Annotated in this window: 24 protein-coding genes; 4 read left to right on the top strand and 20 right to left on the bottom strand. The window is 70.6% G+C overall.

The annotated features are described in order from the left end of the window. Both OG521_32845 and pyrR read right to left on the bottom strand, forming a co-directional pair. Positions 1-996 carry an aspartate carbamoyltransferase catalytic subunit gene (locus tag OG521_32845; GenBank protein WUW25287.1) on the bottom strand — a complete coding sequence of 332 codons (996 nt, stop codon included), beginning with the start codon at positions 994-996 and terminating at the stop codon, positions 1-3. 87 nt (positions 997-1083) lie between these two features. Beyond that, positions 1084-1668 (bottom strand): bifunctional pyr operon transcriptional regulator/uracil phosphoribosyltransferase PyrR, encoded by a 585-nt coding sequence (gene pyrR, locus OG521_32840; protein ID WUW25286.1) that lies wholly within the window; start codon positions 1666-1668, stop codon positions 1084-1086. Positions 1669-1889: 221 nt separating this feature from the next. On the opposite strand from pyrR, the gene bldD reads away from it, so the two are divergent. Next, positions 1890-2390 carry a transcriptional regulator BldD gene (gene bldD / locus OG521_32835; GenBank protein ID WUW25285.1) on the top strand — a complete coding sequence of 167 codons (501 nt, stop codon included), beginning with the start codon at positions 1890-1892 and terminating at the stop codon, positions 2388-2390. Positions 2391-2553: 163 nt separating this feature from the next. Here the strand turns inward: bldD and nusB are convergent, their stop codons facing one another. The 13 genes from nusB to OG521_32770 form a co-directional block, all read right to left on the bottom strand. Next, the gene (nusB, locus tag OG521_32830) at positions 2554-2985 is read right to left on the bottom strand and encodes a transcription antitermination factor NusB (protein WUW25284.1); all 432 of its coding nucleotides are present in this window, start codon (positions 2983-2985) and stop codon (positions 2554-2556) included. Positions 2986-2987: 2 nt separating this feature from the next. Beyond that, complete coding sequence (gene efp / locus OG521_32825; GenBank protein ID WUW25283.1) at positions 2988-3554, bottom strand: elongation factor P; 567 nt, start codon at positions 3552-3554, stop codon at positions 2988-2990. 50 nt (positions 3555-3604) lie between these two features. Then, entirely contained in the window at positions 3605-4711 is a 1107-nt protein-coding gene (locus OG521_32820; GenBank protein ID WUW25282.1) for an aminopeptidase P family protein, read from the bottom strand. A gap of 98 nt (positions 4712-4809) precedes the next feature. Further along, entirely contained in the window at positions 4810-5730 is a 921-nt protein-coding gene (locus OG521_32815; GenBank protein ID WUW25281.1) for an ATP-binding protein, read from the bottom strand. 138 nt (positions 5731-5868) lie between these two features. Then, a complete protein-coding gene (aroQ, locus tag OG521_32810; protein ID WUW25280.1) occupies positions 5869-6309 on the bottom strand; it encodes a type II 3-dehydroquinate dehydratase in 441 nt (146 codons plus the stop codon). After that, positions 6306-7937 (bottom strand): 3-dehydroquinate synthase, encoded by a 1632-nt coding sequence (gene aroB / locus OG521_32805; protein WUW25279.1) that lies wholly within the window; start codon positions 7935-7937, stop codon positions 6306-6308. Before aroB ends, aroQ begins: the two co-directional genes overlap by 4 nt. After that, entirely contained in the window at positions 7934-9118 is a 1185-nt protein-coding gene (aroC, locus tag OG521_32800; protein ID WUW25278.1) for a chorismate synthase, read from the bottom strand. Before aroC ends, aroB begins: the two co-directional genes overlap by 4 nt. 147 nt (positions 9119-9265) lie before the next feature. Next, on the bottom strand, positions 9266-10102 hold the full coding sequence (locus OG521_32795) for a shikimate dehydrogenase (GenBank protein ID WUW25277.1): 837 nt from the start codon (positions 10100-10102) through the stop codon (positions 9266-9268). Beyond that, the gene (mltG, locus tag OG521_32790) at positions 10089-11792 is read right to left on the bottom strand and encodes an endolytic transglycosylase MltG (GenBank protein ID WUW25276.1); all 1704 of its coding nucleotides are present in this window, start codon (positions 11790-11792) and stop codon (positions 10089-10091) included. The genes OG521_32795 and mltG overlap by 14 nt, the downstream gene beginning before the upstream one ends. 96 nt (positions 11793-11888) lie before the next feature. Beyond that, entirely contained in the window at positions 11889-12362 is a 474-nt protein-coding gene (ruvX, locus tag OG521_32785; GenBank protein ID WUW26884.1) for a Holliday junction resolvase RuvX, read from the bottom strand. Between the two features lie 8 nt (positions 12363-12370). After that, positions 12371-15040, bottom strand: a complete 2670-nt coding sequence (gene alaS, locus OG521_32780; protein ID WUW25275.1) for an alanine--tRNA ligase — start codon at positions 15038-15040, stop codon at positions 12371-12373. Continuing rightward, the gene (locus OG521_32775; protein WUW25274.1) at positions 15040-15387 is read right to left on the bottom strand and encodes a DUF6167 family protein; all 348 of its coding nucleotides are present in this window, start codon (positions 15385-15387) and stop codon (positions 15040-15042) included. The genes alaS and OG521_32775 overlap by 1 nt, the downstream gene beginning before the upstream one ends. A 7-nt stretch (positions 15388-15394) precedes the next feature. Further along, positions 15395-15835 carry a DUF948 domain-containing protein gene (locus OG521_32770; protein WUW26883.1) on the bottom strand — a complete coding sequence of 147 codons (441 nt, stop codon included), beginning with the start codon at positions 15833-15835 and terminating at the stop codon, positions 15395-15397. 214 nt (positions 15836-16049) lie between these two features. Here OG521_32770 and OG521_32765 point away from each other — a divergent pair, with 214 nt between their 5' ends. Further along, the gene (locus tag OG521_32765; GenBank protein ID WUW25273.1) at positions 16050-18290 is read left to right on the top strand and encodes an AAA family ATPase; all 2241 of its coding nucleotides are present in this window, start codon (positions 16050-16052) and stop codon (positions 18288-18290) included. Between the two features lie 18 nt (positions 18291-18308). On the opposite strand, the gene rpsD is transcribed toward OG521_32765, so the two are convergent. Beyond that, positions 18309-18923 (bottom strand): 30S ribosomal protein S4, encoded by a 615-nt coding sequence (rpsD, locus tag OG521_32760; GenBank protein WUW25272.1) that lies wholly within the window; start codon positions 18921-18923, stop codon positions 18309-18311. 188 nt (positions 18924-19111) lie between these two features. On the opposite strand from rpsD, the gene OG521_32755 reads away from it, so the two are divergent. Further along, positions 19112-19813 (top strand): DUF2470 domain-containing protein, encoded by a 702-nt coding sequence (locus OG521_32755; GenBank protein WUW25271.1) that lies wholly within the window; start codon positions 19112-19114, stop codon positions 19811-19813. A 9-nt stretch (positions 19814-19822) separates the two neighbouring features. On the opposite strand, the gene OG521_32750 is transcribed toward OG521_32755, so the two are convergent. From OG521_32750 to OG521_32735, 4 genes are all read right to left on the bottom strand, one after another. After that, complete coding sequence (locus tag OG521_32750; GenBank protein WUW25270.1) at positions 19823-21208, bottom strand: replication-associated recombination protein A; 1386 nt, start codon at positions 21206-21208, stop codon at positions 19823-19825. A 109-nt stretch (positions 21209-21317) separates the two neighbouring features. After that, on the bottom strand, positions 21318-21953 hold the full coding sequence (locus tag OG521_32745; GenBank protein WUW25269.1) for a vitamin K epoxide reductase family protein: 636 nt from the start codon (positions 21951-21953) through the stop codon (positions 21318-21320). 321 nt (positions 21954-22274) lie between these two features. Continuing rightward, positions 22275-23537, bottom strand: coding sequence for a histidine--tRNA ligase (hisS, locus tag OG521_32740; protein ID WUW25268.1), 1263 nt, complete (start codon positions 23535-23537; stop codon positions 22275-22277). Positions 23538-23550: 13 nt separating this feature from the next. Further along, entirely contained in the window at positions 23551-24237 is a 687-nt protein-coding gene (locus OG521_32735; GenBank protein ID WUW25267.1) for an MBL fold metallo-hydrolase, read from the bottom strand. 148 nt (positions 24238-24385) lie between these two features. Here OG521_32735 and OG521_32730 point away from each other — a divergent pair, with 148 nt between their 5' ends. Beyond that, positions 24386-25189: a peptidylprolyl isomerase gene (locus tag OG521_32730; protein WUW25266.1), complete on the top strand. Its 804-nt coding sequence runs from the start codon at positions 24386-24388 to the stop codon at positions 25187-25189. The last annotated feature ends 112 nt before the right edge of the window (positions 25190-25301 follow it).

The raw sequence follows: 25301 nt of genomic DNA, 5'->3' as shown, positions 1-25301 counted from the left end.
TTACTTGTTCTCCTCGGTACGGGCGGCGGGCGACGGGTGGGAAGCTGCGGCGGGCTCCGAGCCGCCGAGCAGCAGGTAGAGCACGGCCATGCGGATCGAGACGCCGTTGGCGACCTGCTCGACGACCGTGCAGCGGTCGGAGTCGGCCACCTCGGCGGTGATCTCCATGCCGCGGACCATCGGGCCGGGGTGCATGACGATGGCGTGCTCGGGCATCTTCGCCATCCGCTCGCCGTCCAGGCCGTAGCGGCGGGAGTACTCGCGCTCGGTGGGGAAGTAGGCGGCGTTCATCCGCTCACGCTGCACACGGAGCATCATCACAGCGTCCGACTTCGGCAGCACGTCGTCGAGGCTGTAGCTGATGTCGCAGGGCCACTGCTCGACGCCGACGGGGACCAGCGTGGGCGGGGCCACCAGGGTGACGTGGGCGCCGAGGGTGGTGAGCAGGTGGACGTTGGAGCGGGCGACCCGGCTGTGCAGGATGTCGCCGACGATCGTGATCCGGCGGCCGTCGAGGTCCTTGCCGAGTCCGGTGTCGTGCCCGACCAGCCTGCGGCGCATGGTGAAGGCGTCCAGCAGGGCCTGGGTGGGGTGCTCGTGGGTGCCGTCGCCCGCGTTGACGACCGCGCCGTCGATCCAGCCGGAGGTGGCCAGCCGGTACGGGGCGCCGGAGGCGCCGTGCCGGATGACGACGGCGTCGGCGCCCATCGCCTCCAGGGTCAGCGCGGTGTCCTTGAGCGACTCGCCCTTGGATACGGAGGAGCCCTTGGCGGAGAAGTTGATGACGTCGGCGGACAGCCGCTTGGCGGCCGCCTCGAAGGAGATGCGGGTACGCGTCGAGTCCTCGAAGAAGAGGTTGACGACGGTACGGCCGCGCAGGGTCGGGAGCTTCTTGATCGGCCGGTCCGCGACCCTGGCCATCTCCTCGGCGGTGTCGAGGATCAGGACGGCGTCGTCGCGGGTGAGGTCGGCGGCCGAGATGAGGTGGCGCTTCATCTGGGTGTTCTCCGGGTGGCTGGAGGGTACAGGCGTGCGGGCGTGCGGAAGCCGCCGTACGGCAGGCGGGCCGTACGGAAGGGGCAGCTACTGCTCGACCGCCGGGGCGGCCTGCTCGACCCCGAGCAGCACGGCGTCGCGGCCGTCCTCCTCGGCGAGCTGGACCTTGACCGTCTCCCGCAGCGACGTGGGGAGGTTCTTGCCGACGTAGTCGGCGCGGATCGGGAGTTCGCGGTGTCCGCGGTCGACGAGGACCGCGAGCTGCACCGCGCGGGGCCGGCCGATGTCGCCGAGCGCGTCGAGAGCGGCGCGGATCGTGCGGCCGGAGAAGAGGACGTCGTCGACCAGGACGACCAGGCGGCCCTCGATGCCCTCGCCGGGGATCTCGGTGCGTGCCAGGGCGCGTGCGGGGCGCATCCGGAGGTCGTCGCGGTACATGGTGATGTCGAGCGAGCCGACCGGCATCTTCCGGCCGGTGATCTCTTCGAGCTTGTCGGCGAGCCTGCGGGCGAGGAAGACGCCCCGGGTCGGGATGCCGAGGAGCACCACGTCGTCGGCGCCCTTGGCGCGTTCGACGATCTCGTGGGCGATACGGGTCAGTACTCGGGCGATGTCGGGGGCCTCGAGAACGGGGCGTGCCGCATTGCCGGTGGCGTCGTGCTGTGCGTCCATAAGAAACGGACCTCCTTCTCCGCCTCACTGGACGGATCTTAAAGGACGTCGAAATTGCGTCATCCACGTTACCAGGGCCTGAGCAGGGGCCTTGCCCCACCCCCGGGAGGTGCCGGTACGGACCATTCAGCTTGACGCACCCAAGTAACGCTGCGTAACCTCACAGTGAGTTACCAGCCACGCGGCGGAGCCGCACAATGTTCCAGCGTCCGGGGAGCCTTATGTCCAGCGAATACGCAAAACAGCTCGGGGCCAAGCTCCGCGCCATCCGCACCCAGCAGGGCCTCTCCCTCCACGGCGTGGAGGAGAAGTCGCAGGGCCGCTGGAAGGCCGTCGTGGTCGGCTCGTACGAGCGCGGCGACCGCGCCGTCACCGTCCAGCGCCTTGCCGAGCTGGCTGACTTCTACGGCGTTCCGGTGCAGGAGCTCCTGCCCGGCACGACGCCCGGCGGGGCCGCCGAGCCGCCGCCGAAGCTCGTTCTCCAGCTCGAGCGCCTCGCCCACGTCCCGCCGGAGAAGGCCGGACCCCTGCAGCGCTACGCGGCGACGATCCAGAGCCAGCGCGGCGACTACAACGGCAAGGTGCTCTCGATCCGCCAGGACGACCTGCGCACCCTGGCCGTGATCTACGACCAGTCGCCGTCCGTACTCACGGAGCAGCTGATCAGCTGGGGCGTCCTGGACGCGGACGCGCGCCGCGCGGTCGCTCACGACGAGGGCTGACCACCCCTGCAGAAACGTACCGCCGGGTCGGCGGGGCCCTCTCCGGGCGCCCCGCCGGACCCGGCGTTTCCGTTTTCCGGACCGTCCCCCGGAAGGCCGGGCATGCCGAAGGGCCCATGGTCTCGCGACCATGGGCCCTTCGTCGGCAGAACACCGCCGGGGGCTACTGCTCCCGGCGCAGGTTCGGCTTGAGCTCCTTGAAACGGGCCAGCAGGCCGTTCACGAAGGACGGGGAGTCATCGGTGGAGAACTCCTTGGCGATCTGCACCGCCTCGTCGATCACCACCGCGTCGGGTGTCGCGTCCACCCAGATCAGCTCGTACGCACCGAGCCGCAGGATGTTCCGGTCGACGACCGGCATGCGGTCGATCTCCCAGTCCACGGCGTAGGTGACGATGAGGTCGTCGATGCGGTCCGCGTACTGCGCGTACCCCTCGACGAGTTCCATCGTGTACTCGGTGACCGGCGGCTGACGGGTGTCGGACCGCGAGTGCCGGACCCAGTCCGCGAGGACCGTCTGCACGGACTCACCGCGCTGGTCGGCCTCGAAGAGGATCTGGAAGGCACGCTTGCGGGCCGTGTTCCGGGCAGCCACGGTTAGCTGTTCACCCGGCCGAGGTAATCGCCCGAGCGGGTGTCGACCTTGATCTTCTCACCGGTGGTGATGAAGAGCGGGACACCGATCTCGTAGCCGGTCTCCAGCGTGGCCGGCTTGGTGCCACCGGTGGACCGGTCGCCCTGGACGCCCGGGTCCGTGTGCTGGATGGTCAGCTCGACGGCGGCCGGCAGCTCGACGTAGAGCACCTCGCCCTCGTGCTGGGCGACGGAGGCGGTGAAGCCCTCGATCAGGAAGTTGGCGGCGTCGCCGACGGACTTGCGGTCGACCATCAGCTGGTCGTACGTGTCCATGTCCATGAAGACGAAGTACTCGCCGTCCATGTACGAGAACTGCATGTCGCGCCGGTCAATGGTGGCCGTCTCGACCTTCACGCCGGCGTTGAACGTCTTGTCGACGACCTTGCCGGAGAGCACGTTCTTGAGCTTGGTGCGCACGAAGGCAGGGCCCTTGCCGGGCTTGACGTGCTGGAACTCGACGACGGACCAGAGCTGGCCTCCGTCGAGCTTGAGCACCAGGCCGTTCTTGAGGTCGTTCGTGGAAGCCACGGTTGCGGAATCTCCTGGACTGAAGCTGGTGGAACGACCGAGGATGCGCGCTAGAGCGCGAGCAGCTCCTTGGTCGTAATGGTGAGTAGCTCGGGTCCGCCGTCCGCCTCGGGGCGCACGACGAGCGTGTCATCGATCCGGACCCCGCCCCGGCCAGGGAGGTGAACCCCCGGTTCGACGGTGACCGGCACACAAGCGTCCAGTTTACCCATGGCAGCGGGTGCCAGCTGCGGGTCCTCGTCGATTTCGAGCCCCACCCCGTGCCCGGTCCAGGGTGCGAGGCCCTCACCGTGGCCCGCGGAGTCCAGGACATGACGGGCCGCACGGTCCACGTCACGGTAGGCGGCGCCGGGCACCAGCGCCTCGCGTCCGGCCCGCTGAGCGGCGAAAACCAGGTCGTAGAGCTCGATCTGCCAGTCCGCCGGAGCCGTGCCGATGACGAAGGTGCGGCCGATCTCGCACCGGTAGCCGCGGTAGTTCGCACCGAGGCAGACGGAGAGGAAATCTCCTTCCTCGACCCGTCGGTCCGAGGGCCTGTGACGGCCCCGGCCGGAGTTGGGACCGGTGGCGACGGACGTCACGAAGGCAGGACCGTCGGCGCCGTGGTCCACCAGCCGGCGCTCCAGCTCCAGCGCGAGATGCCGCTCGGTGCGGCCCACGAGGATCGATTCGAGGAGCTCGCCCAGCGCCTGGTCGGTGATCTCGGCGGCGATCCGCAGGCAGCCGATCTCCTCCTCGTCCTTGACGATGCGCAGCTGCTCGACGGTGGCTCCGAGGTCGGCCAGCCGGAGCTTCGGGGCGACCGAGGCCATGGCCCGGTGCCGGGCGACCGTCAGATCGTGTTCCTCGACGGCCAGGGACTCCGCTCCCCCGGCGGTGGCCAGCCCAGCGGCGGCGACCACGGGATCGCCCCCGGTCACCGGCAGCAGATCCACCCGCAGGTGGTCGTCGGTACGCCCGTCGCCCGGATCACCGGTCGGGGGGCGCGGGCAGAGCAGAACGTCCTCGTCGGGGCCGAGCAGCAGCACGGCACCCGGGGGCGCTCCGCCCGCCAGGTAGCGGACATTGGCGGGGCGGGAGACCAGGGCGGCCGCGGATCCGACTGCGGCGCACCGGTCGCGGAGCAGCCCGCGGCGGACGGCGTACACCTCTGACATACATCGAGCGTACGAGCGCGGGAGCCGGCCCGCCCGGCCAGCGCACCCGACCGTGGAACGGCTCTCTCAGCCGTCGGACGCCCGTGCCGGGCGCCGGCTCACCAGGCCGGGGGGCTCGCTATGGAGCGGGCGAGTATGTCGTCCAGGACGCGCGCGGTGGTCTCCACGTCGTACGTGGAGTTGTCGATGATCGGCAGTCCGGAGCCGTACCAGCCGGCCATCCGGCCGTGGATCCGGGCGACCTCCTCGTCGGAGAGGCGGCGGTTGCCGCTGCGGGCGGCGTTGCGCTCCAGGACGATCTCCAGGCCCGGGAGCAGGACGACGGGCAGCAGTCCGGGGCCGACATGGCGCTTCCAGCCGCCCAGACCGACCACGGGCCGGTCCGGGAAGACGGCGTCGTCGAGGATGCAGGAGATGCCGTTGGCCAGGAAATTGCGGGCGGCGAAGCCGCAGGTGCGGCGGGCCAGGCGGTACTGGGCCTCGGACTGGTCGTTCCACCCCGCCTGCGGGTCGGCGAAGCCGGTGCAGACCCACTCGCGGACGTCGTCGAGGCTGACGTGGGCGGTGGGGACGCGGCGCCTGCTGGCCCAGAGCTTGGCCACGGTGGTCTTCCCGGCGCCTGCCGGGCCGATCAGGAGCACGGCGAGGGTCGCGGTGCCGGTGCCGGGCTCGGCGGGCGGTGCGGGCAGCCCCACGGGCCCGCCCGGCGGCAGCTGGATGTGCCCGGTGGTCTCCCGGGAGACAGGGGCCGGGGCGTGGTGCGGTGCGGGCCCGCTCCAGCCCTGGCCCGGCGCCTGGCCCTGGCTCTGGCCCTGGTGGGCGGGCGGGGTGGCCGGCGGTGGAACGGGCGGGCCGGCCGGCGGCGGGCCGGGATGACCGGCCGGGGGCTGGGCGGGCGGACCGGCCGGCGGTACCGGCGGGCCCTGGTGGCCGGGGTGCTGGGCCTGGTGCGACCAGCCGACAGGGTCGTTTCCGTGTCCCTGGGGCGGCGGCAGCGGTGCCCCCACTGCGTGCGGCATCCGGTGGCACTCCGTCTCGTACAGGCAACTGGCGCTGGTGGAACGGCAACCGTACCGCCCCCGGCCGCCACAGAGGGAACGGCCGGGGCTGGTCCGGAGTGCCCCGGAGGCCGGCCGGCCTCCGGGTGCGGTGGTGCGTCAGTCCGTCAGTTCGTCCGCGAGCGCCCGCAGGGCGAGCCGGTAGGAGCCGATACCGAATCCGGCCACGGTCCCGGTGGCCACGGGCGCGACCACGGAGGTGTGGCGGAATTCCTCCCGTGCGTACGGATTCGAGATGTGCACCTCGATCAGCGGCGCGGTGCGCTGGGCTGCCGCGTCCCGCATCCCGTACGAGTAGTGCGTGAAGGCACCCGGGTTGAGAACGACCGGAATTGAACCGTCCGCGGCCTCGTGGAGCCAGCGGATCAGCTCGCCCTCGTCGTTCGTCTCGCGGACGTCGACGTCGAAGCCGAGCTCCTTGCCGAGGGTGCGGCAGGCTTCGACGAGTCCGGCGTACGAAGTGGCTCCGTAGACGTCGGGCTCGCGGGAGCCCAGCCGGCCGAGGTTGGGTCCGTTGAGGACGAACACCCTGCGGGTCACGCCGACACCTCGCCGTAGGCGGCGAGCAGAATCGCCGGGTCGGGGCCCTCCAGGACGGTGGGCTTGCCGAGACCGTCCAGGACGATGAAGCGCAGCAGGTCGCCGCGGGACTTCTTGTCGACCTTCATGTTCTCCAGCAGCTTGGGCCACTGGTCGCCGCGGTAGGTGAGCGGCAGTCCGACGGACTCCAGGACGGCGCGGTGCCGGTCGGCGGTGGCGTCGTCCAGGCGTCCGGCGAGCCGGCCCAGTTCGGCGGCGAAGACCATGCCGACGGAGACGGCGGCGCCGTGGCGCCACTTGTAGCGCTCGTTCTTCTCGATCGCGTGGGCCAGCGTGTGGCCGTAGTTGAGGATCTCGCGGAGTCCGGACTCCTTGAGGTCGCTGGAGACGACCTCGGCCTTGACCCGGATGGCCCGCTCGATCAGCTCGGAGGTGTGCGGTCCGGCCGGTGTGCGCGCGCCCTGCGGGTCGGCCTCGACGAGGTCGAGGATCACCGGGTCGGAGATGAAGCCGGCCTTGATGATCTCGGCCATGCCGGAGACGTAGTCGTTGACCGGCAGCGAGTCCAGCGCGGCCAGGTCGCACAGGACCCCGGCGGGCGGGTGGAAGGCGCCGACGAGGTTCTTGCCCTCGGCGGTGTTGATGCCGGTCTTCCCGCCGACGGCGGCGTCGACCATGCCGAGCACGGTCGTCGGTACGGCGATCCAGCGCACTCCGCGCAGCCAGGAGGCGGCGACGAAGCCCGCGACGTCCGTGGTGGCGCCGCCGCCGATGCCGACGATGACGTCGGTGCGGGTGAAGCCGGTCTGGCCGAGCGCCTTCCAGCAGTAGGCCGCGACCTCGACGGTCTTGGCCTCCTCCGCGTTGGGCAGCTGGATCGCGATGGCCTCGTAGCCCTGGTCCGCGAGGTCCTGGCGGACCGCCTCGCCGGTCTCGGCGAGTGCCTCGGGGTGCAGGACCGCGACGCGCTTGGCCCGGGTGCCGATGAGCGTGGGCAGTTCGGCCAGGAGCTGCCGGCCGATCAGTACCTCGTACGGGTCGGTGCCCGCGCTGCCGGCGATCTGGATGCGGATGGGTGCCTGGTCGGTCATCGTTCGTGTCTCCCGGCCGGACGGCGCGTCCGGCAGCTCCAGTGCGTCGAGGACCGCCTGCGCGACCTCTTCCGGTGTGCGCTCGTCGGTCGCGACGACCGCACGGGCCACCTCCGTGTAGAGGTGGCGGCGGGCCTCCATGAGTTCGCGCCACTGCCGGCGCGGGTTCACGGCGAGCAGCGGGCGCGCGGTGTTCAGCCCGACCCGCTTGACCGCCTCGTCGACGTCCATCGAGAGGTAGACGACGGCATGGTCCGCGAGCAGGGCGCGCGTCTCCTCGTCGAGGACGGCGCCGCCGCCGAGCGAGAGGACTCCCCCGTGCTCGGCGACCGCGGCCCGGACGGCCTGCCGTTCGAGGGCGCGGAAGTGGTCCTCGCCCTCGTCGTAGAAGATCTCGGAGATCGGCTTGCCCGCGGTGGCGACGACGTCGGCGTCGGTGTCCCGGTAGCCGGTGCCCAGCCGGGCGGCGAGCAGTTCACCGACCGTGGACTTGCCGACGCCCATCGGCCCGACCAGGACGATCAGCGGACGGCTCATCGGATCTGGAGGTGGTCGAGGTACGACTGGACGTTGCGGTGGGTCTCGGTGACGCTGTCGCCGCCGAACTTCTCCGCGACCGCGTCGGCGAGGACCAGCGCGACCATCGCCTCGGCGACGATCCCTGCGGCCGGAACGGCGCAGACATCGGAGCGCTGGTGGTGCGCCTTGGCCGGCTCACCGGTCTGCACGTCGACCGTGGCCAGCGCGCGGGGCACGGTCGCGATCGGCTTCATCGCGGCGCGGACGCGCAGCAGCTCGCCGGTGGTCAGTCCGCCCTCGGTGCCGCCGGAGCGGCCGGAGGCACGCCTGATCCCGTCGTCGGTCACCAGGATCTCGTCGTGCGCCTGCGAACCCGGCACCCGGGCCAGGTCGAAGCCGTCGCCGACCTCGACGCCCTTGATGGCCTGGATGCCCATGAGCGCGGCGGCGAGCCGGGCGTCGAGGCGGCGGTCCCAGTGCACGTGCGAACCGAGGCCGACCGGCACTCCGTACGCCAGCACCTCGACCACACCGCCGAGCGTGTCGCCGTCCTTGTGGGCCTGGTCGATCTCGGCGACCATCTGCTTGCTCGCGGTGGCGTCGAGGCAGCGCACCGGGTCGGCGTCGAGCTTGTCGACGTCGGCGGGCACGGGGTAGACGCCGTACGGCGCCTTCGCGGCGGCCAGCTCGACGACATGGCTGACGATCTCGATGCCGGCCGTCTCCTTGAGGTACGACCGGGCGACGGCCCCGAGGGCGACGCGCGCCGCGGTCTCCCGGGCACTGGCGCGCTCCAGGATCGGCCGGGCCTCGTCGAAGCCGTACTTCTGCATGCCGGCGAGGTCGGCGTGGCCGGGCCGGGGGCGGGTCAGCGGGGCGTTACGGGCCTGGGCGGCCAGCACGTCGGGGTCGACCGGATCGGCCGACATGACCTGCTCCCACTTGGGCCACTCGGTGTTGCCCACCATGACGGCGACGGGCGAGCCCATGGTCAGCCCGTGCCGCACCCCGCCGAGGAAGGTGACCTCGTCCTTCTCGAACTTCATCCGGGCGCCGCGCCCGTATCCGAGCCGTCGCCTGGCGAGCGCGTCCGCCACCATCTCCGTGGTGACGGGGATACCGGCGGGAAGACCCTCCAGCGTCGCCACCAGTGCGGGGCCGTGCGACTCTCCGGCGGTCAGCCAGCGCAACCTGCTCAACGGTGCTCCTCATGCTCGCGCCTGTAACTGCATACGGCGCGACCGGGTGCGCGGCCCTGGCCCGCCGCCCCCGATCCTCCCACGGCCGGGGACCGCAGCCCGCCGCCGGTCCATCAGACGGACGGGACGGGCCGGCGGGAAGCGGGGTCAGCGGGCTGCCAGCGCCTGCTCGCCGGCCTGCCGCATGGCGGCCAGCGGGGCGGGCGAGCGTCCCGTCATCTGTTCCACCTGAAGAACGGCCTGGTGCACCAGAAGGTCAAGACCTCCGACGACTGCGCCTTCGCGGGCCGTCCAGGCGGCTGCGAGTCCGGTGGGCCAGGGCTCGTACAGCACGTCGAAGAGCGTGCCGGGATGCTCCGGTACGGCGTCCGTCAGCCCGTCCGTCGCTCCGGCCGGTGTCGTCGCGATGACCAGCGGGGCGTGCAGCGCCTGCTCGGCCTCCGCCCAGTCGGCGATCCGCACATCGACCCCGAGCCGCTCGCCCCAGCCGCGCATCTCGTCACCGCGCGCGCGGCTGCGGACGTAGGCCGTGACCGGTCCGGTGCAGATCCGCGAGAGCGCGGCGAGGGCGGACGAGGCCGTGGCTCCGGCACCGAGGACGGCGGCGGACTCGGTCTTCTCGACACCGCGTTCGCGCAGGGCGGCGATCATGCCGGGGATATCGGTGTTGTCCCCGAGGCGCCGGCCGTCCTCGGTGAGGACCACCGTGTTCACCGCCTCGACCGAGGAGGCGGTCTCGCTGATCTCGTCCAGCAGCGGGATGATCGCCCGCTTCAGCGGCATGGTGAGGGAGAGCCCGGCCCAGCTGCCGTCCAGACCCGCGACGAAGCCGGGCAACGCCTGCTCGTCGATCTCGAACCGGTCGTACGACCAGCCGTCGAGGCCGAGCTCGGCGTACGCGGCCCGGTGCAGGACCGGGGAGAGGGAGTGGGCGATGGGCGAGCCGAGGACGGCTGCCCTCCTGTGCCCGTCAGTCGAGGCCATCGAACTTTTCCTTGAGCTTCAGGAACTCTTTGTAGGTCTTGGCGAACTCGGTCTTGTGCTCACCGTCGGTGGCCACGAAGTAGATCCAGCCGTCGTTGGTCGGATTCAGAGCGGCCGCCAGTGCTTCGTTCCCGGGGTTCCCGATGGGTCCGGGGGTAAGACCCTGCCTGGTGTACGTGTTGTACGGATCCTTGTTCTTACGGATCTCTTCCAGGGTGATATTGATCTTGCTCTGCTTGTTGAGGTAATTGAACGACGAGTCGAACTGAAGGTACTGATTCGTCTCGGTATTGGTCGGCTTGAGACGGTTGTAGATGACCTCCGCCATCTTGCGGAAGTCGTCGTGCGTCTTGCCTTCCGCCTGGACCAGGCTGGCCGCCGTGAGCATCTGCCAGGGACCGTCCAGATTGTGCTTCTTGGCCGCGCCCGCGAGATCGAGCTTGTCGTACTCCTCGTTCGACCGCGAGACCATCTTCTTGAGGATCGCCTCCGGCTTGGTCTCCTTCGTCACCGGATACGCGGCCGGGTAGAGGAATCCTTCCAGCGGGTCCTTGATGTCCTTGTTCTTGCTCGCCCAGCCGGGCAGGCCCAGGTCGGACTTCTTGGACTTGGCGATGTCCTCGGTCGTGCCCTTCTTGAGGTTCAGCTTCTTGTCGACCATCGCGTAGACGGCGACATTGCGCGTTCCCTCGGGAATCACCAGAAGGTTCTGGCTCTTCGGGTCGACCATCATCTTCACGGCCTCGGACGCAGACATCTCCGAGTGGAGGAGGTAGACGCCCGCCTGGATCGACTTCCCCTTGGGGTTCTCGTTCTGCGCGGAGACGAACGCGTCGACGCTCTTGACGACGCCGGCCTTCTTCAGGATGTTGCCGATGTCGTAGCCGTACGCGCCCTTGGGGATCTCCACCTCGACCGAGCCCGAGCCGCTGCCCGCGTAGTCGGGGGCCGCGCCGAACTTGTCCTTGTAGAAGGAGTAACCGACATAACCCGCGCCGCCGAGACCGCCGACCAGGACGAGGGAGACGACCAGGCAGGCGCAGCCGCTGCGGCCCTTCTTCTTCTTGCCCTTGCCGCGGCGCTCGCCGTCCCCGTTCCCGCGGCGGGACTCACGCGGGCCGTCGTCGTAGGAGTCGTCGTCCTTGGCGTCGCCGTCGTCCGCGCCGGTGAAGAAGGGGTGCGTCTCCTCCGGCTGGACCTCCGGGTCCCAGTCGGGGTGCTGCGCGGGGGCCTGTTCCGGCGCGGCCTCACGGCGGCCCGGGGGCTGCGGGGGCGGGTAGGCCTCGGGGGTGCCGTAGTAGTCGTTCGTCTCGCCGTAGCCGTACGGGGCGGCCTGCTGGCCCTCGTACGGCATCGCGGCGGGCTGCTGACCGGTGTCCCAGCCGCCGTTGTAGGGAGGCTGCTGGGCGTACGGGTCCTGCTGCGCGCCGTACGGGGGCTGCTGCTGGTACTGCGGCTGCTGGGCGTACGGGTCCTGCTGGTGCTGCTGCGCGTAGGGGTCCTGCTGGTGCTGCTGATCCTGCTGCGGGTGCTGCTGGGCGTACGGATCCTGCGACGGGTAGGGCTGCTGCCGGCCGTCGTACTGGCTCTGGCCGTGGGCAGGCTGCTGGCCTCCCCATCCCTGGTCCCCGTACAAGGGGTCCTCGGGATGCCACGGTTCGGAGCCGGGGCCCCGGCCATACTCAGTCATCGATCCCCTTGAGCCGCGAGACGACGTTCCGTCTCTTCGCTGTGCGGTGTTTGTTCGAACACCCGCCGCATCGCGCGGAACGTTACCGTATCGCGATCAGACAACCACTTCGACGCCCTCGCCGGGTGGATTGCCCGAAGCCCGTTCGGACTCCAGAGCGTTCTGAAGGATCACCACAGCGGCAGCCTGATCGATGACGGATCGGCCCTTTTTGGACTTCACGCCCGATGCGCGCAGGCCCTGACTGGCCGTCACTGTGGTCATCCTCTCGTCCAGCAATCGCACCGGAATGGGTGCAACCGCGCGGGCGAGCACGTCGGTGAACGCGCGGACCTTGGCCGCGGCCGGTCCCTCGCCGCCGCCCAGGGACCGGGGCAGACCGACGATGACCTCGATCGGCTCGTACTCCGCCACGATCTGGCCGAGCCGCCGGTGGGCGGCCGGGACGTCGCGTCCCGGCACGGTCTCCACCGGCGTGGCGAGGATCCCGTCGGGGTCGCACGAGGCGACCCCGATCCGGGCGTCCCCGACGTCGATCGCCAGCCGGCGACCGCGGCGCATCTGCGTCATGTCCGGCGTCACGCCGTCTCGGTGACGAGGCGTTCGACAGCGGCGACAGCGTCCCCGATGGCGTCCGCGTTGGTACCGCCGCCCTGCGCGACGTCCGGCTTGCCGCCGCCACCGCCGCCGAGGGTCTTGGCCGCGGTGCGGACCAGGTCACCGGCCTTGAGACCGCGCTCGCGGGCGGCCTCGTTGGTGGCGATGACGGTCAGCGGGCGTCCGTTGGCCGTGGTGAACAGGGCCACGACGGCCGGCCGGCCGCCCTGGATGCGCCCACGGACGTCGAGGACGAGCCTGCGCAGGTCGTCGGCGGAGGTGCCGTCCGGCACCTGACCGGTGACCAGGGCGACGCCCCGTACGTCCTTGGCGGAGTCGACCAGTCCGGCGGCGGCCGCGAGGACCTTCTCCGCGCGGAACTTCTCGATCTCCTTCTCGGCGTCCTTCAGCTTGCCGAGCATGCCGGCGATCTTCTCCGGGAGCTCCTCGGAGCGGCCCTTGACCAGCTCCTGGAGCTGGGCGACGACCGTGTGCTCCTTGGCGAGGAAGTTGTACGCGTCGACGCCGACGAGGGCCTCGATGCGGCGGACACCGGAACCGATGGACGACTCGCCGAGCAGTTTCACCAGACCGAGCTGGGCGGTGTTGTGGACGTGCGTGCCGCCGCACAGCTCCTTGGAGAAGTCGCCGATGGTGACGACGCGGACCCGCTCGCCGTACTTCTCGCCGAACTCGGCGATCGCGCCCTGCTTCTTCGCGTCGTCGATCGACATGACCTCGGCCTGCACGTCGAGCTCCCGCGAGAGGACCTCGTTGATCTTCTGCTCGACGTCGACGAGGACCGTGCCGGGTACGGCGGCGGGTGAACCGAAGTCGAAGCGGAAGCGGCCCGGGGAGTTCTCCGAACCGGCCTGGGCGGCCGTCGGGCCGAGCGCGTCGCGCAGCGCCTGGTGCGTGAGGTGGGTCGCGCTGTGGGCGCGGGCGATGGCGCGGCGGCGGGTGTTGTCGATGGTGGCGAGCGCTGAGGCGCCGACCGTCACCTCGCCGACCTGGACCGAGCCCTTGTGCACGGAGACGCCGGGGACGGGCTGCTGGACGTCGCGCACCTGGATGACGGCGCCGTTGTCGAGCCGGATCCGCCCCTGGTCGGCGAGCTGGCCACCGCCCTCGGCGTAGAACGGGGTGCGGTCCAGGACGACCTCGATGTCGTCGCCCTCGGAGGCGGCGGGCGAGGGGACACCGTCGACGAGGAGGCCGACGATCGTCGACTCGCCCTCGGTGGAGGTGTAGCCGGTGAACTCGGTGACACCGGAGTTGTCGGCCACCTCGCGGTAGGCGGACAGGTCGGCGTGACCGGTCTTCTTGGCCCTGGCGTCGGCCTTGGCCTTGTCCCGCTGCTCCTGCATCAGACGGCGGAATCCGTCCTCGTCCACGGACAGGCCCTGTTCGGCGGCCATCTCCAGGGTGAGGTCGATGGGGAAGCCCCAGGTGTCGTGGAGCAGGAACGCCTTGTCACCGGCGAGGACCTGGCCGCCGGCGGCCTTGGTCTCGGTGACGGCGGTCTCCAGGATGTTGGTGCCGCCCTTGAGGGCCTTCAGGAAGGCGGCTTCCTCGGCGAGCGCGACGGTCTCGATGCGCTTGCGGTCGGTGACCAGCTCGGGGTACTGCTGCCCCATCGTGTTGATCACGACGTCGACGAGCTCGCTGACGACCGAGCCGGTGGCTCCCATCAGCCGCATGTTGCGGATGGCGCGGCGCATGATGCGGCGCAGCACGTAGCCGCGGCCCTCGTTGCCGGGGGTGACGCCGTCGCCGATCAGCATGACCGAGGTGCGGATGTGGTCGGCGACCACGCGGAGCGAGACGTCGGTGCCGGCGGCGGCGCCGTAGCGCACACCGGTCAGCTCGGTGGCCCGGTCCATGACGACGCGCAGGGTGTCGGTCTCGTACATGTTCTGCACGCCCTGCAGGATCATCGCGAGGCGTTCGAGGCCGAGGCCGGTGTCGATGTTCTTGGAGGGCAGGTCGCCGAGGATCGGGAAGTCGTCCTTGCCGTCGCCCGCGCCGCGCTCGTACTGCATGAAGACCAGGTTCCAGATCTCCACGTACCGCTCGTCGTTGACGGCCGGGCCGCCCTCGACGCCGAACTCGGGACCGCGGTCGTAGTTGATCTCGGAGCACGGGCCGCAGGGTCCGGGGACGCCCATGGACCAGAAGTTGTCCTTCTTGCCCAGGCGCTGGATGCGCTCGGCCGGGACGCCGATCTTGTCGCGCCAGATCTGCTCGGCCTCGTCGTCGTCGAGGTAGACCGTGATCCACAGCCGCTCGGGGTCGAGGCCGAAGCCGCCGTCCGCCACGGAGCCGGTGAGCAGCTCCCAGGCGTACTCGATGGCGCCTTCCTTGAAGTAGTCGCCGAAGGAGAAGTTCCCGCACATCTGGAAGAACGTGCCGTGCCGGGTGGTCTTGCCGACCTCTTCGATGTCCGGCGTGCGGACGCACTTCTGCACGCTGGTGACGCGCGGGGCGGGCGGCTTGACCTCACCGAGGAAGTACGGCTTGAACGGCACCATGCCGGCCGGGACCAGCAGCAGAGTCGGGTCGTCCGCGATGAGCGACGCCGAAGGGACAACGGTGTGACCGCGCTCCTCGTAGAAGCTCAGCCAGCGGCGGCGAATTTCAGCCGACTCCATCAGTGGTCCTCATTCCGGTTGTACGAGTTGTAGGTGCGTGACGAGGGGGGAAGCCTGCGGGATTCCCGGGGTTCGGCCTCGACGGCGAAGTGGCGCTGCACGGGGAGATCGGGGTCGACGGGGGCTTCGAGCCCCAGCGCCTCGCCCAGTTCGGCTTCGCGCCTGACCATGCCCTCGCGGACGTCCAGGGCGAAGTCCTTGAGCTTGTGACCGGCCACGAGCGCCTTGTCCGCGGCCTGCGCCGCGAGGCTCTCCGGGGTCAGCTGCTTGATCTTCCGGTTGACCTTGGCGGTGGCCCAGACGCCGGCGGCTGCGCCGGCGGTGAACCAGAACGTACGGCGGAACATCGCTGCGTCAGTCCTTCGATCCGCGGGAGTTTCTGCCGTTGCGCTTCTTGCCACGCGCGGACGGCACGGTCCGGCCGACGATCACCGAGCGCCGGGAGCGCCCTTCCGGTTCGGGACCGGTCTTGCGGCCGATGGCCTGGCGGACCCCGTAACCGAACGCCGCGACCTTGACCAGCGGGCCGCCGAAGGTGGAGGCGACGGTGGACGAGAGGGCCGAGGCGTTGGAGGTGACCTCCTGGACGTCCGTCGCGATCGCGTCGACCTTGTCGAGCTGGGTCTGCGCGGAACGCACGGTCGCGGAGGCGTCGGCGAGCAGCGGGACGGCCTGTTCGGTCACGTCCGCCACGAGTTTCGTGGTCGCCCTGAGCGTCTGGGCGAGCCTCACCAGCACGACGGCGAGGAACGAAACCAGGATCGCCCAGAAGACGGCCACCAGGATCCCGGCCACCTCACCACCGGACACAGTGCACCGCTCTCTGGCTTGTCGTCTGTCTCTGTCTTGATCTCTGCTCTTCGGCGAGGGCCGCAGCGGCGGCCGCTCACCGTCCCCCGAGCCTATCGCGCCGGGGCTCGCGCCTTGTACCGCATTGCGGGCGGGCCCGGTGGGAGTTCCCGCAACGAGATTGTACGGAGCGCTTTCGGGCCAGTACTCTGCGTGTTTCATGCGACGCCCTCAGCGCCCCTGCCCCTCCCCCGACGATTCGGGTCCTCCGGCCACCTCTCCCGACGCTCCGGCCCCCTGTCACCCGGGCAATCTCCCGGCGGAACTGAACAGATTCGTGGGACGTGACGGCGAGTTGGCCGATCTCGCCCGGCTGCTGGAGGAGTCCCGGCTCGTCACCGTGGTCGGGGTGGGCGGGGTCGGCAAGTCCCGGCTGGTGACCAGGGCGGCGGCACTGCTGGAGAAACGGTACTGCGACGGGGTCTGGCTGGTGGAGCTGTCCGCCGTCCACGATCCGGCGCTGCTGGAGCACGCGCTGGTCGATGCGCTGGGACTCAGCGACCACACCAACAGCCCGCCGCGCACGACACTCCTCGAACACTGTGCCGAGCGCAGGCTGCTCCTGGTGATCGACGGTTTCGAGCATCTCGTCGACGCCTGCGCGGAGTTGGTACGGGACCTGCTGCGCCGGGCCCCGCGGCTGCGGGTGCTGGCGGCCGGCCGGCTGCCGCTGGAGCTCGACGGGGAGGCCGGCTACCCGCTCGCGACGATGAACGACGAGGACGCCCTGCTGCTCTTCACCGAGCGCGCGGCCTCGGTGCAGCCGGACTTCCGGCTGACCGAGCACACCCGGGCCGCCGCCCGCGAGCTGTGCCGGCGGCTCGACGGGATTCCGCTGGCGCTGGAACTGGCGGCCGGCCGGCTGCGCGCCCTGTCGACGGAGCAGGTGCTGCAACGGCTCGACGACCGCTTCCGGCTGCTGACCGGCGGCAGCCGCAGCGCGCTCGCCCGCCACCAGACGCTCCGCACCGCCATCGGCTGGAGCCATGAGCTGTGCGCCCCGGAGCAGCGGCTGCTGTGGGCCCGGCTCTCGGTGTTCGCCGGGCAGTTCGACCTGGAGGCGGTCGAGTACATCTGCAGCGGCCCCGACCTCCCGGCCGACTCGGTGCTGGACGTGCTGTCCGGGCTGCTGTCCCAGTCGGTCGTGCTCCGGGAGGACTCCGCGGCCGGCACCCGCTACCGGATGCTGGACACGGTGCGCGAGTACGGCGCCGAGTGGCTCACGGCCACCGGCGACACGGACCGGCTGCGCCGCCGTCACCGGGACTGGTTCCTGGGGCTCGCGACCTGGTGCGAGCTCGACTGGTTCAGTCCCCGGCAGGCCGAGGTGGCGGCGCGGGTGGAGAGCGAGCTGCCGAATCTGCGGCGGGCCATGGAGTGTTCGCTGGAGTGCCCGGAGGAGGCGCATCTCGCGCAGTACCTGGCGGGCACCCTCTGGTTCCTGTGGGTCGGCTGCGGCCGTCTCTCGGAGGGGCGGCACTGGCTGGACCACGTACTGGAGGAGGAGACGCCGTACGACTCCTCGCGGCTGAAGGCGCTGTGGGTGCTCGGGTACGTCGCGGTGCTCCAGGGCGATCCGGTGGGCGCGATCTCGGCGCTCACCGAGTGCCGGGAGGAGGCGGAGCTGACGGGGGACGCGGTGGCGTCGGCGTACGCGGTGCACCGCACCGGGTGCCTGGCCCTGGTCACGGACGACATGGCGCGCGCGGACGAACTGCTGCAGGAGGCTCTCGTCCGCTACCGGGAGCTCGGCGAGCTGAACAGCAACGTACTGATGGCGCAGGTCGAGCTGGCCATGGCGGTCGGGTTCCAGGGCGATCTGGACCGCGCGGTGGTGATCTGCGAGGAGGTCCGGGACATCTGCGAGGACCACGGGGAGCAGTGGACGCTCAGCTACGCGCTCTACGTGCTGGCCTTCGCCTCGCTGCAGCGCGGCCGTCCCGGCCGGGCCCGGGAACTGCTCGGGAAGTCGCTGGCCATCAGCCATACCTTCCACGACCGCCTCGGCACGGTGCTCGCGCTGGAGCTGCTGGCGCTCGTCACCGTGGTCGAGGGCGATGCGGCGGAGGCCGCCGTGCTGCAGGGGGCCGCCGAACAGATCTGGCCGTCGGTGGGGCTGCCGCTGTTCGGTTCGGCGTACTACGGCGGGCCGCGGGCCCGGTGCGAGGAGCTGTCGCGTCACGAGCTGGGCGAGGCGCGATACGCCTCCGGGCGGCGCGCGGGCCGGCAGCTGGGCATGGACGCGGTGGTGGCCAGGGCGCTGGCGGACCGGTCCGGCGCACGGGAGGCGGAGGGCGGCCCGGAGGGGCAGGACCCGCCGGGGCTGCCGTCCCAGGCGGGGAAGACGCGAAAGCCCGCCGCCTCCCCGGCATCGGGAAGGGGCGGGCCTGAGCGCTGGTGAAGAGCGGCTACGCCTGGATCAGCGGGCGTAGTACTCGACGACGAGCTGCTCGTCGCAGATCACGGGGATTTCCTTGCGGTTCGGGTCCCGGTCAAGGCGGAAGGCCAGGGCCTTCAGGTTCACCTGCAGGTAGCGCGGGGTCTCACCGTCGGTGTCGTAACCACCCTCGCGGGCAACCTGGAAGGGGTACTTCTCGCGGCTGCGCTCGCGGACCATGACGATGTCGTCCGGACGGACACGGAACGACGGCTTGTCGACCTTGCCACCGTTGACCTCGATGTGGCCGTGGACGACCATCTGGCGGGCCTGGTAGATCGTCTTGGCGATACCCGAGCGCAGGACCAGGGCGTCGAGGCGACGCTCGAGCTCGACGACGAGCGCCTCGCCCGTCTTGCCCTCGGCCTTCTTGGCGCGGTCGTAGGCACGCGCCATCTGGCGCTCGCTGATGTCGTACTGGGCGCGCAGACGCTGCTTCTCGAGCAGACGGACCTTGTAGTCCGAGTTCTGCTTGCGGCCGCGGCCGTGCTCGCCCGGCGGGTAGGGGCGGGCCTCGAAGTACTTGACCGCCTTCGGCGTCAGCGCAATGCCGAGCGCGCGGCTCTTCTTGACCTTGGGACGCGACTGATTAGGCACGTTCTCCAGACCTCCGTTGTAGGTTAGGTTAGGCTCACCTTACTCAAGGAGATCGCATGTCTCGCCCTGGGAACACCACACACGTCACGGACAGCACAGACAGCGGCAGCACACATGAAGGTGCTGCTACGACGGAAGGCCGATCTGATCGTGGTCAGCCGCGTCCCAGCGGGCTTGAAAACACACGGATGCCGTCAGCAGCCGAGCGCACACGAACTCTCGTACAGAGTACCTGCTCCGCGGTGCTGCTCATCCCCGGGCTGGAGTCGGCGGGCTCGGACCAGCTGATGCCGCTGTCCCGCAGCGTGGGTCCGGACGGGGATCTCTTCCTCGAATTCCCCGCCGACTCCCCGGCCGTACGGGCCGCGACGCACGCCCAGGACGACGAGCTGACGGCCGTGCTGGAGATCACGGACGTCGCTCCGGTCTCCGTACCCCACCGCATCCGCGGCCGGGCCCGCGTCTGCGGCTGGCTCACCTCCGTGCCCGGCATCGCCGGTCCCGGCCGGATGCTGCTGCGGCTGGAGACGGGCGAGGCCCACGTCGAGGACCTGTGGGGCGCGGAGGCCGTCGAGCCGGAGGAGTTCCGGGACGCGGCCGCGGATCCGCTCGCCGGCCACGAGACGGAGGTGCTCCAGCACCTGCACTCGGCGCACGGCGAGCAACTGGGGACGCTGTGCGAGCTCCTCGGCGAGCGGGCGTCCCGGGCCTGTGCGACGAGCCGGCCGTCCGTCGTCCCGGTCGCGCTGGACCGCTTCGGGCTGCGGGTCCGGTTCTTCGAGCGGGAGGGCGCGTGCTTCGACGCGCGCTTCGATTTCCCCGAGCCCGTGCGCGACGTGGTGGAACTGCACCACGCCATGCACACGCTCTTCGAAGCGGCCGCGCACTGAGCGGGCGCCCTAAGGGGTGTCCGCCGCGTCGGCGCCGCCGTCGGGCTCCGTGCGGCCGAGGCGCTCGCGGACCCGGTCCGCCACATCCGCGTACCGCGCCTCCGCGCCGTAGCGCGTGGGACGGTAGTAGCGCTTGTCGCGGACGGCGTCCGGGGCGTACTGCTGCGCGGCGATGCCGCCGGGGACATCGTGCGGATAGACATAGCCCTGGGCGTGGCCCAGTTTGGCCGCGCCCTTGTAGTGACCGTCGCGCAGATGGGCGGGGACCGGGCCGGCCAGGCCCTTGCGCACGTCGTCCTGGGCCGCGGAGATCGCCAGCGTCGCCGCGTTCGACTTCGGGGCGAGGGCCAGGGCGATCGTGGCGTGGCTGAGGGTGAGCGCCGCCTCCGGGAAGCCGATCATCGCGACGGCCTGGGCCGCCGCGACCGCGGTGGGCAGCGCGGTGGGGTCGGCGAGGCCGATGTCCTCACTGGCCGAGATCATCAGCCGCCGGGCGATGAACCGGGGGTCCTCCCCCGCCTCGATCATCCGGGCCAGGTAGTGCAGCGCCGCGTCGACGTCGGAGCCGCGGATCGACTTGATCAGCGCGCTCGCCACGTCGTAGTGCTGGTCGCCGTCCCGGTCGTACTTCACGGCCGCCCGGTCGACCGTCTCCTCCAGGGTCTGGAGGGTGATCTCCTCCTCCTGCTTGGACAGCGCCGCGCCGGCCGCGGCCTCCAGCGCCGTCAGCGCCCGGCGGGCGTCGCCCCCGGCGATGCGCAGCAGATGCTCCTCCGCGTCCTCCGGCAGCGTCACCGCGCCGCCGAGTCCGCGCTCGTCGGTCAGCGCCCGGCGGAGCAGGCCCCGCAGGTCGTCGTCGGTCAGCGACTCCAGGGTCAGCAGCAGCGAGCGCGAGAGCAGCGGGGAGATGATCGAGAAGTACGGGTTCTCGGTGGTCGCGGCGATCAGGGTGACCCAGCGGTTCTCGACGGCCGGGAGCAGTGAGTCCTGCTGGGCCTTGGAGAAGCGGTGGATCTCGTCGAGGAAGAGGACGGTCTCCTTGCCGTAGCCCCCGGTGGCGCGACGGGCGCCCTCGATCACGGCCCGTACTTCCTTGACGCCCGCGGTGATCGCGGAGAGCTCGACGAATCGTTTGTTCGTGGCCTTGCTGACCACGTACGCCAGGGTCGTCTTCCCGATGCCGGGCGGGCCCCAGAGGATCACGGAGGAGGGGCCGGCCGGTCCCCCGCTGCCCTCGCCGACGAGGCGGCGCAGGGGCGAACCCGGCTTGAGCAGATGCTGCTGCCCCACGACCTCGTCGAGGGTACGCGGACGCATCCGGACAGCGAGAGGGCTGCTGGACGGGTCCTTCTCCTGGCGGTCTTCGGCAGCTGCGGTAAAGAGGTCGGGCTCCACGTTTTGAAGCCTATGTCACCGCACTGACATCCCTGCCGGGCCGGTGGGCCGAGGGGGCAGCACGGGCCGGGTCGTCCGGCCGGACCGGGTCACTTGCTCCGCGGCCGGGTCACCGGGTCCAGAAGTCCCACCAGCGGGTCAGGATCAGCATGCCGATGATGCCGACCCACAGGACCGGGGGCACCCAGTGGAACTCGGTGAGCCCGTTGCGCAGCCAGCTGGGCGCGGGGATGATCCGGTGCTTGATGTTGTGCGTGGTGACGTAGCAGAACATGAAGATCGTGGCGACCCAGGCCAGGCAGCACCACAGGCACAGCGAGTTGATGTTGTACAGCGACTGGTACTGGAGCCAGGTGCAGAATCCGACGCCGAACAGCGTGCCCGCGTTCATCCCGAGCCAGTACCAGCCGCGGAAGCGCGCTCCGGCGAGCAGGGCCAGCCCGATCCCGATGATCACGGGGTAGGTGGCCATCCCCAGCCACGGGTTGGGGAACCCGAAGGCGGCCGCCTGCTCGCTCTTCATGATGTTGCCGCAGGACACCACCGGGTTGAGACTGCAGCCCGGGACGAAGGTGGGGTCCTCCATCAGCTTGAGCTTGTCGAGCGTGATGACCCACGCGGCGAGAAGTCCGGCTGCGCCCGTGATCACCAGCAGCAGTGCGAACGCGCGACTGCCGCCGATGGTCCTCTTCCCGCCGTCCTCGTCCTGATCGGAGGAGGGATGGTCAACCGCTGCAGTCGTCATATCGCCGTTCCGTCACTGAGTAGCCTGCTGGGCACGGTCATTGTGCCGCACCTCTCCACCGGTCTTCCGTTCGATGAACATAAAGATGCGCGCGAAAACCGGCGCCGGGCTCCGCCCGCGGACGGGCACCGGCGGCATGGAGTGCAGGGTCTCTCGCCTGCGGCCAGGATTCCGGCCTCCCCATGCCGTCACCGGCTCCCGCCGACCGGAACCGTCCGCGGGGATGAATCCGAACGCGCCGGGTTGACGGCAGCGGCCGGTGCGCGGAGCACCCGGTCGCGGGCGGGCGGCGCACCGCCCGCCCGCGACCCGTGAAGTGACCTACGCCAGGCGCGCCTTGACCGTGCCGGCCACCTCGGCGAGCGGAACGGCCGTCTGCTCGCCGGACTCCATGTCCTTGAGCTGCACCATCCCCTCGGCCAGGTCGCGTTCGCCGGCCACGATCGTGAAGCGCGCGCCCGAGCGGTTGGCGCTCTTCATCGCGCCCTTCAGACCACGGCCCCCGAACGCGAAGTCCGCGGCGACTCCCTCACGGCGCAGCTGCGTGACGACGCCGAACAGCACCCGGCGCGCCTCCTCGCCGAGCGGTACGGCGAAGACGCTGGTGGTGGAGGGCAGTTCGAGCTCGATGCCCTCGGCCTCCAGGGCGAGCACGGTGCGGTCCACACCGAGCGCCCAGCCGACGGACGGGAGCGCGGGTCCGCCGATCATCTCGGACAGGCCGTCGTAGCGGCCGCCGCCGCCGACCGCCGACTGCGAGCCCAGACCGTCGTGGACGAACTCGAAGGTGGTGCGGGTGTAGTAGTCGAGGCCGCGGACGAGCTTCTCGTCGTCCTCGTACACGACACCTGCCGCGGTGAGCAGGTCCCGGACCTCCTCGTGGTACGCCTTGCAGGCGTCGCACAGGTAGTCGCGCAGCACCGGGGCGCCGGTCAGCTGCTTCTGGACCTCGGGGCGCTTGTCGTCGAGGACCCGGAGCGGGTTGATCTCGATGCGGCGGCGGGTCTCCTCGTCGAGGTCGAGCTCGCGCAGGAAGCCCTGGAGCGCGTCGCGGTAGACGGGCCGGCACTCCTTGTCGCCCAGCGAGTTGAGCAGGATGCGGAACTCGCGCAGGCCCAGGGTGCGGTACGCCTGGTCGGCCAGGATGATCAGTTCGGCGTCGAGCGCCGGGTCCTCGGCGCCGATGGCCTCGGCACCGACCTGCGAGAAGTGGCGGTAACGGCCCTTCTGCGGGCGCTCGTAGCGGTAGTACGAGCCGGAGTACCAGAGCTTGACCGGCAGGTTGCCGAGCTTGTGGAGGTTGGCCTCCAGGGCGGCGCGCAGCACGGACGCGGTGCCCTCGGGGCGCAGCGCCAGCTCGGAGCCGCCCTTGGTGGTGAGGGTGTACATCTCCTTGGTCACGATGTCGGTGGACTCACCGACACCGCGGGAGAAGAGGGCCACGTCCTCGAAGCCGGGTGTCTCGATGTAGCCGTAGCCGGAGTTCTTCAGCGGTGCGGCGATCGCCTCGCGCACCGCGAGGTACTTCGCGGAGTCGGGCGGGGTCAGGTCGTACGTGCCCTTGGGGGCCTTGAAGGTGCTCACGATGTCGCTCTCGTCACATTCCTCGTCGGGGCGCGTCCATACCGTGCAGATACGGATTGGTGGCGCGCTCGCGGCCGATGGTCGTCTGGGGGCCGTGGCCGGACAGGACCACGGTCGAGTCGTCGAGCGGCAGGCACACGCGGGCCAGCGACTCGAGGAGCTCGGCGTGGTCGCCGCCGGGCAGGTCGGTGCGTCCGACGGAGCCGGCGAAGAGCAGGTCACCCGAGAAGAGGACCTGCGGTACCTCCGCGGCCTCGGGCATCCTGAACGTCACCGACCCCTTGGTATGGCCGGGCGCATGCGAGACGCCGAACTCCATGCCCGCCAGCAGCAGCCGGGCGCCGTCGCTCAGTTCCTTGACGTCGTCCGGTTCGCCGACCGTCAGCTCGCCCATGAGCGGCATCCCGATGGAGCGGCCGAGGGCCTTCTCCGGGTCGCTCATCATGTACCGGTCCTCGGGGTGGATCCAGGCGGGGACGTCGTGCGCGCCGCACACCGGGACGACCGAGGCGACATGGTCGATGTGGCCGTGGGTGAGGACGACGGCGACGGGCTTCAGCCGATGCTTCTTCAGCGCTTCCTCGACCCCGGCGGTGGCCTGGTGGCCCGGGTCGATGATCACGCACTCCTCGCCTGCGGCGGGGGCGACCAGGTAACAGTTGGTCCCCCAGGCCCCGGCGGGGAACCCGGCAATGAGCACGATCGTCCTTAATGGTCGTCCGACGGGAGAGGGCTGCCACGAGGTCGCAGCAGTTCAGAGCCTACCGGCGCTCCTCATTCCACAGCTAACCCATATACGGTACGGGGCAACCCAGGCCCGATCACACGACGTACAAGGAGATCACCCGGTGGTCAGCAGCGATCAGCGGCGGCGGCAGCTCGCCAGGGAGAAGTTCGAGCGGCAGCAGCAGCGCCGGGAGGAGGCGCGCCACAGGACGCGGCGGCTGACGGTCGTCATCGCCTCCGCGGTGGCCGTGGTGGCGGTCATCGGTGGTGCCACGTACTTCGCCACCAACGGCGACGACGACAAGGACAACAAGGCCGGTGCGGCCGCGAGCCAGAGTCCGTCCGCCTCGCCCTCGTCCTCGCCCCCGGCGAGCGAGAAGGCGGCGCCCGAGCCCGCGATGAAGATCGACAAAAAGGCGAAGTACTCGATGTCGCTCAAGACGAGCCAGGGCGACATATCGTTCACGATGGACGCGGCGAAGACCCCGCACACGGCGAACTCCTTCAAGTCGCTCGCCGACAAGAAGTTCTTCGACGGCACCAAGTGTCACCGCCTGACCACGGACGGCATCTTCGTCCTGCAGTGCGGTGACCCCAAGGGCGACGGCACCGGTGGTCCGGGCTACACGATTCCCGACGAGAACCTGACCGCCCTCGGCAAGGCGGGCACCGGCGGCACGGTGACCTACCCGGCCGGCACGGTCGCGATGGCGAACACCGGCCAGGCGCACACCGGCGGCAGCCAGTTCTTCCTCGTGTACAAGGACAGCAAACTGCCGCCCAGCTACACGCCGTTCGGCACGATGGACGAGGACTCCCTCAAGGCGGTCGAGGCCATCGGCAAGGCCGGTGTGACCGGCGGCGGAGCCGACGGTGCGCCGAAGAAGGCCGTGAACATCTCGAAGGCGACCGTCGACAAGGCGTGAGTCCGGCGGCCCCGGCGTGTTCCGCACGGCGGATGCTCGGTGCGGCCGGATAATTTCGGCCGCGCTGAGTGCGGACAGCCGGGCAGCCCGTCGCCTAGATTGGCGTTGTGCA

This window comes from Streptomyces sp. NBC_01463, from assembly GCA_036227345.1.
Classification (GTDB): domain Bacteria; phylum Actinomycetota; class Actinomycetes; order Streptomycetales; family Streptomycetaceae; genus Streptomyces.
This window is presented reverse-complemented; position numbering and strand designations above follow the sequence as displayed.

What these genes read in the sequence shown, in the direction of transcription:
- OG521_32775 (WUW25274.1), bottom strand. Translation starts at nt 15,387, where the DNA reads ATGTTCCGCCGTACGTTCTGGTTCACCGCCGGCGCAGCCGCCGGCGTC.
- OG521_32820 (WUW25282.1), bottom strand. Translation starts at nt 4,711, where the DNA reads ATGTCAGAGGTGTACGCCGTCCGCCGCGGGCTGCTCCGCGACCGGTGC.
- OG521_32745 (WUW25269.1), bottom strand. Translation starts at nt 21,953, where the DNA reads ATGACGACTGCAGCGGTTGACCATCCCTCCTCCGATCAGGACGAGGAC.
- ruvX (WUW26884.1), bottom strand. Translation starts at nt 12,362, where the DNA reads ATGACGCAGATGCGCCGCGGTCGCCGGCTGGCGATCGACGTCGGGGAC.
- OG521_32795 (WUW25277.1), bottom strand. Translation starts at nt 10,102, where the DNA reads ATGGCCTCGACTGACGGGCACAGGAGGGCAGCCGTCCTCGGCTCGCCC.
- mltG (WUW25276.1), bottom strand. Translation starts at nt 11,792, where the DNA reads ATGACTGAGTATGGCCGGGGCCCCGGCTCCGAACCGTGGCATCCCGAG.
- bldD (WUW25285.1), top strand. Translation starts at nt 1,890, where the DNA reads ATGTCCAGCGAATACGCAAAACAGCTCGGGGCCAAGCTCCGCGCCATC.
- OG521_32755 (WUW25271.1), top strand. Translation starts at nt 19,112, where the DNA reads ATGCCGTCAGCAGCCGAGCGCACACGAACTCTCGTACAGAGTACCTGC.
- OG521_32845 (WUW25287.1), bottom strand. Translation starts at nt 996, where the DNA reads ATGAAGCGCCACCTCATCTCGGCCGCCGACCTCACCCGCGACGACGCC.
- OG521_32815 (WUW25281.1), bottom strand. Translation starts at nt 5,730, where the DNA reads ATGCCGCACGCAGTGGGGGCACCGCTGCCGCCGCCCCAGGGACACGGA.
- aroB (WUW25279.1), bottom strand. Translation starts at nt 7,937, where the DNA reads ATGAGCCGTCCGCTGATCGTCCTGGTCGGGCCGATGGGCGTCGGCAAG.
- OG521_32765 (WUW25273.1), top strand. Translation starts at nt 16,050, where the DNA reads ATGCGACGCCCTCAGCGCCCCTGCCCCTCCCCCGACGATTCGGGTCCT.
- alaS (WUW25275.1), bottom strand. Translation starts at nt 15,040, where the DNA reads ATGGAGTCGGCTGAAATTCGCCGCCGCTGGCTGAGCTTCTACGAGGAG.
- pyrR (WUW25286.1), bottom strand. Translation starts at nt 1,668, where the DNA reads ATGGACGCACAGCACGACGCCACCGGCAATGCGGCACGCCCCGTTCTC.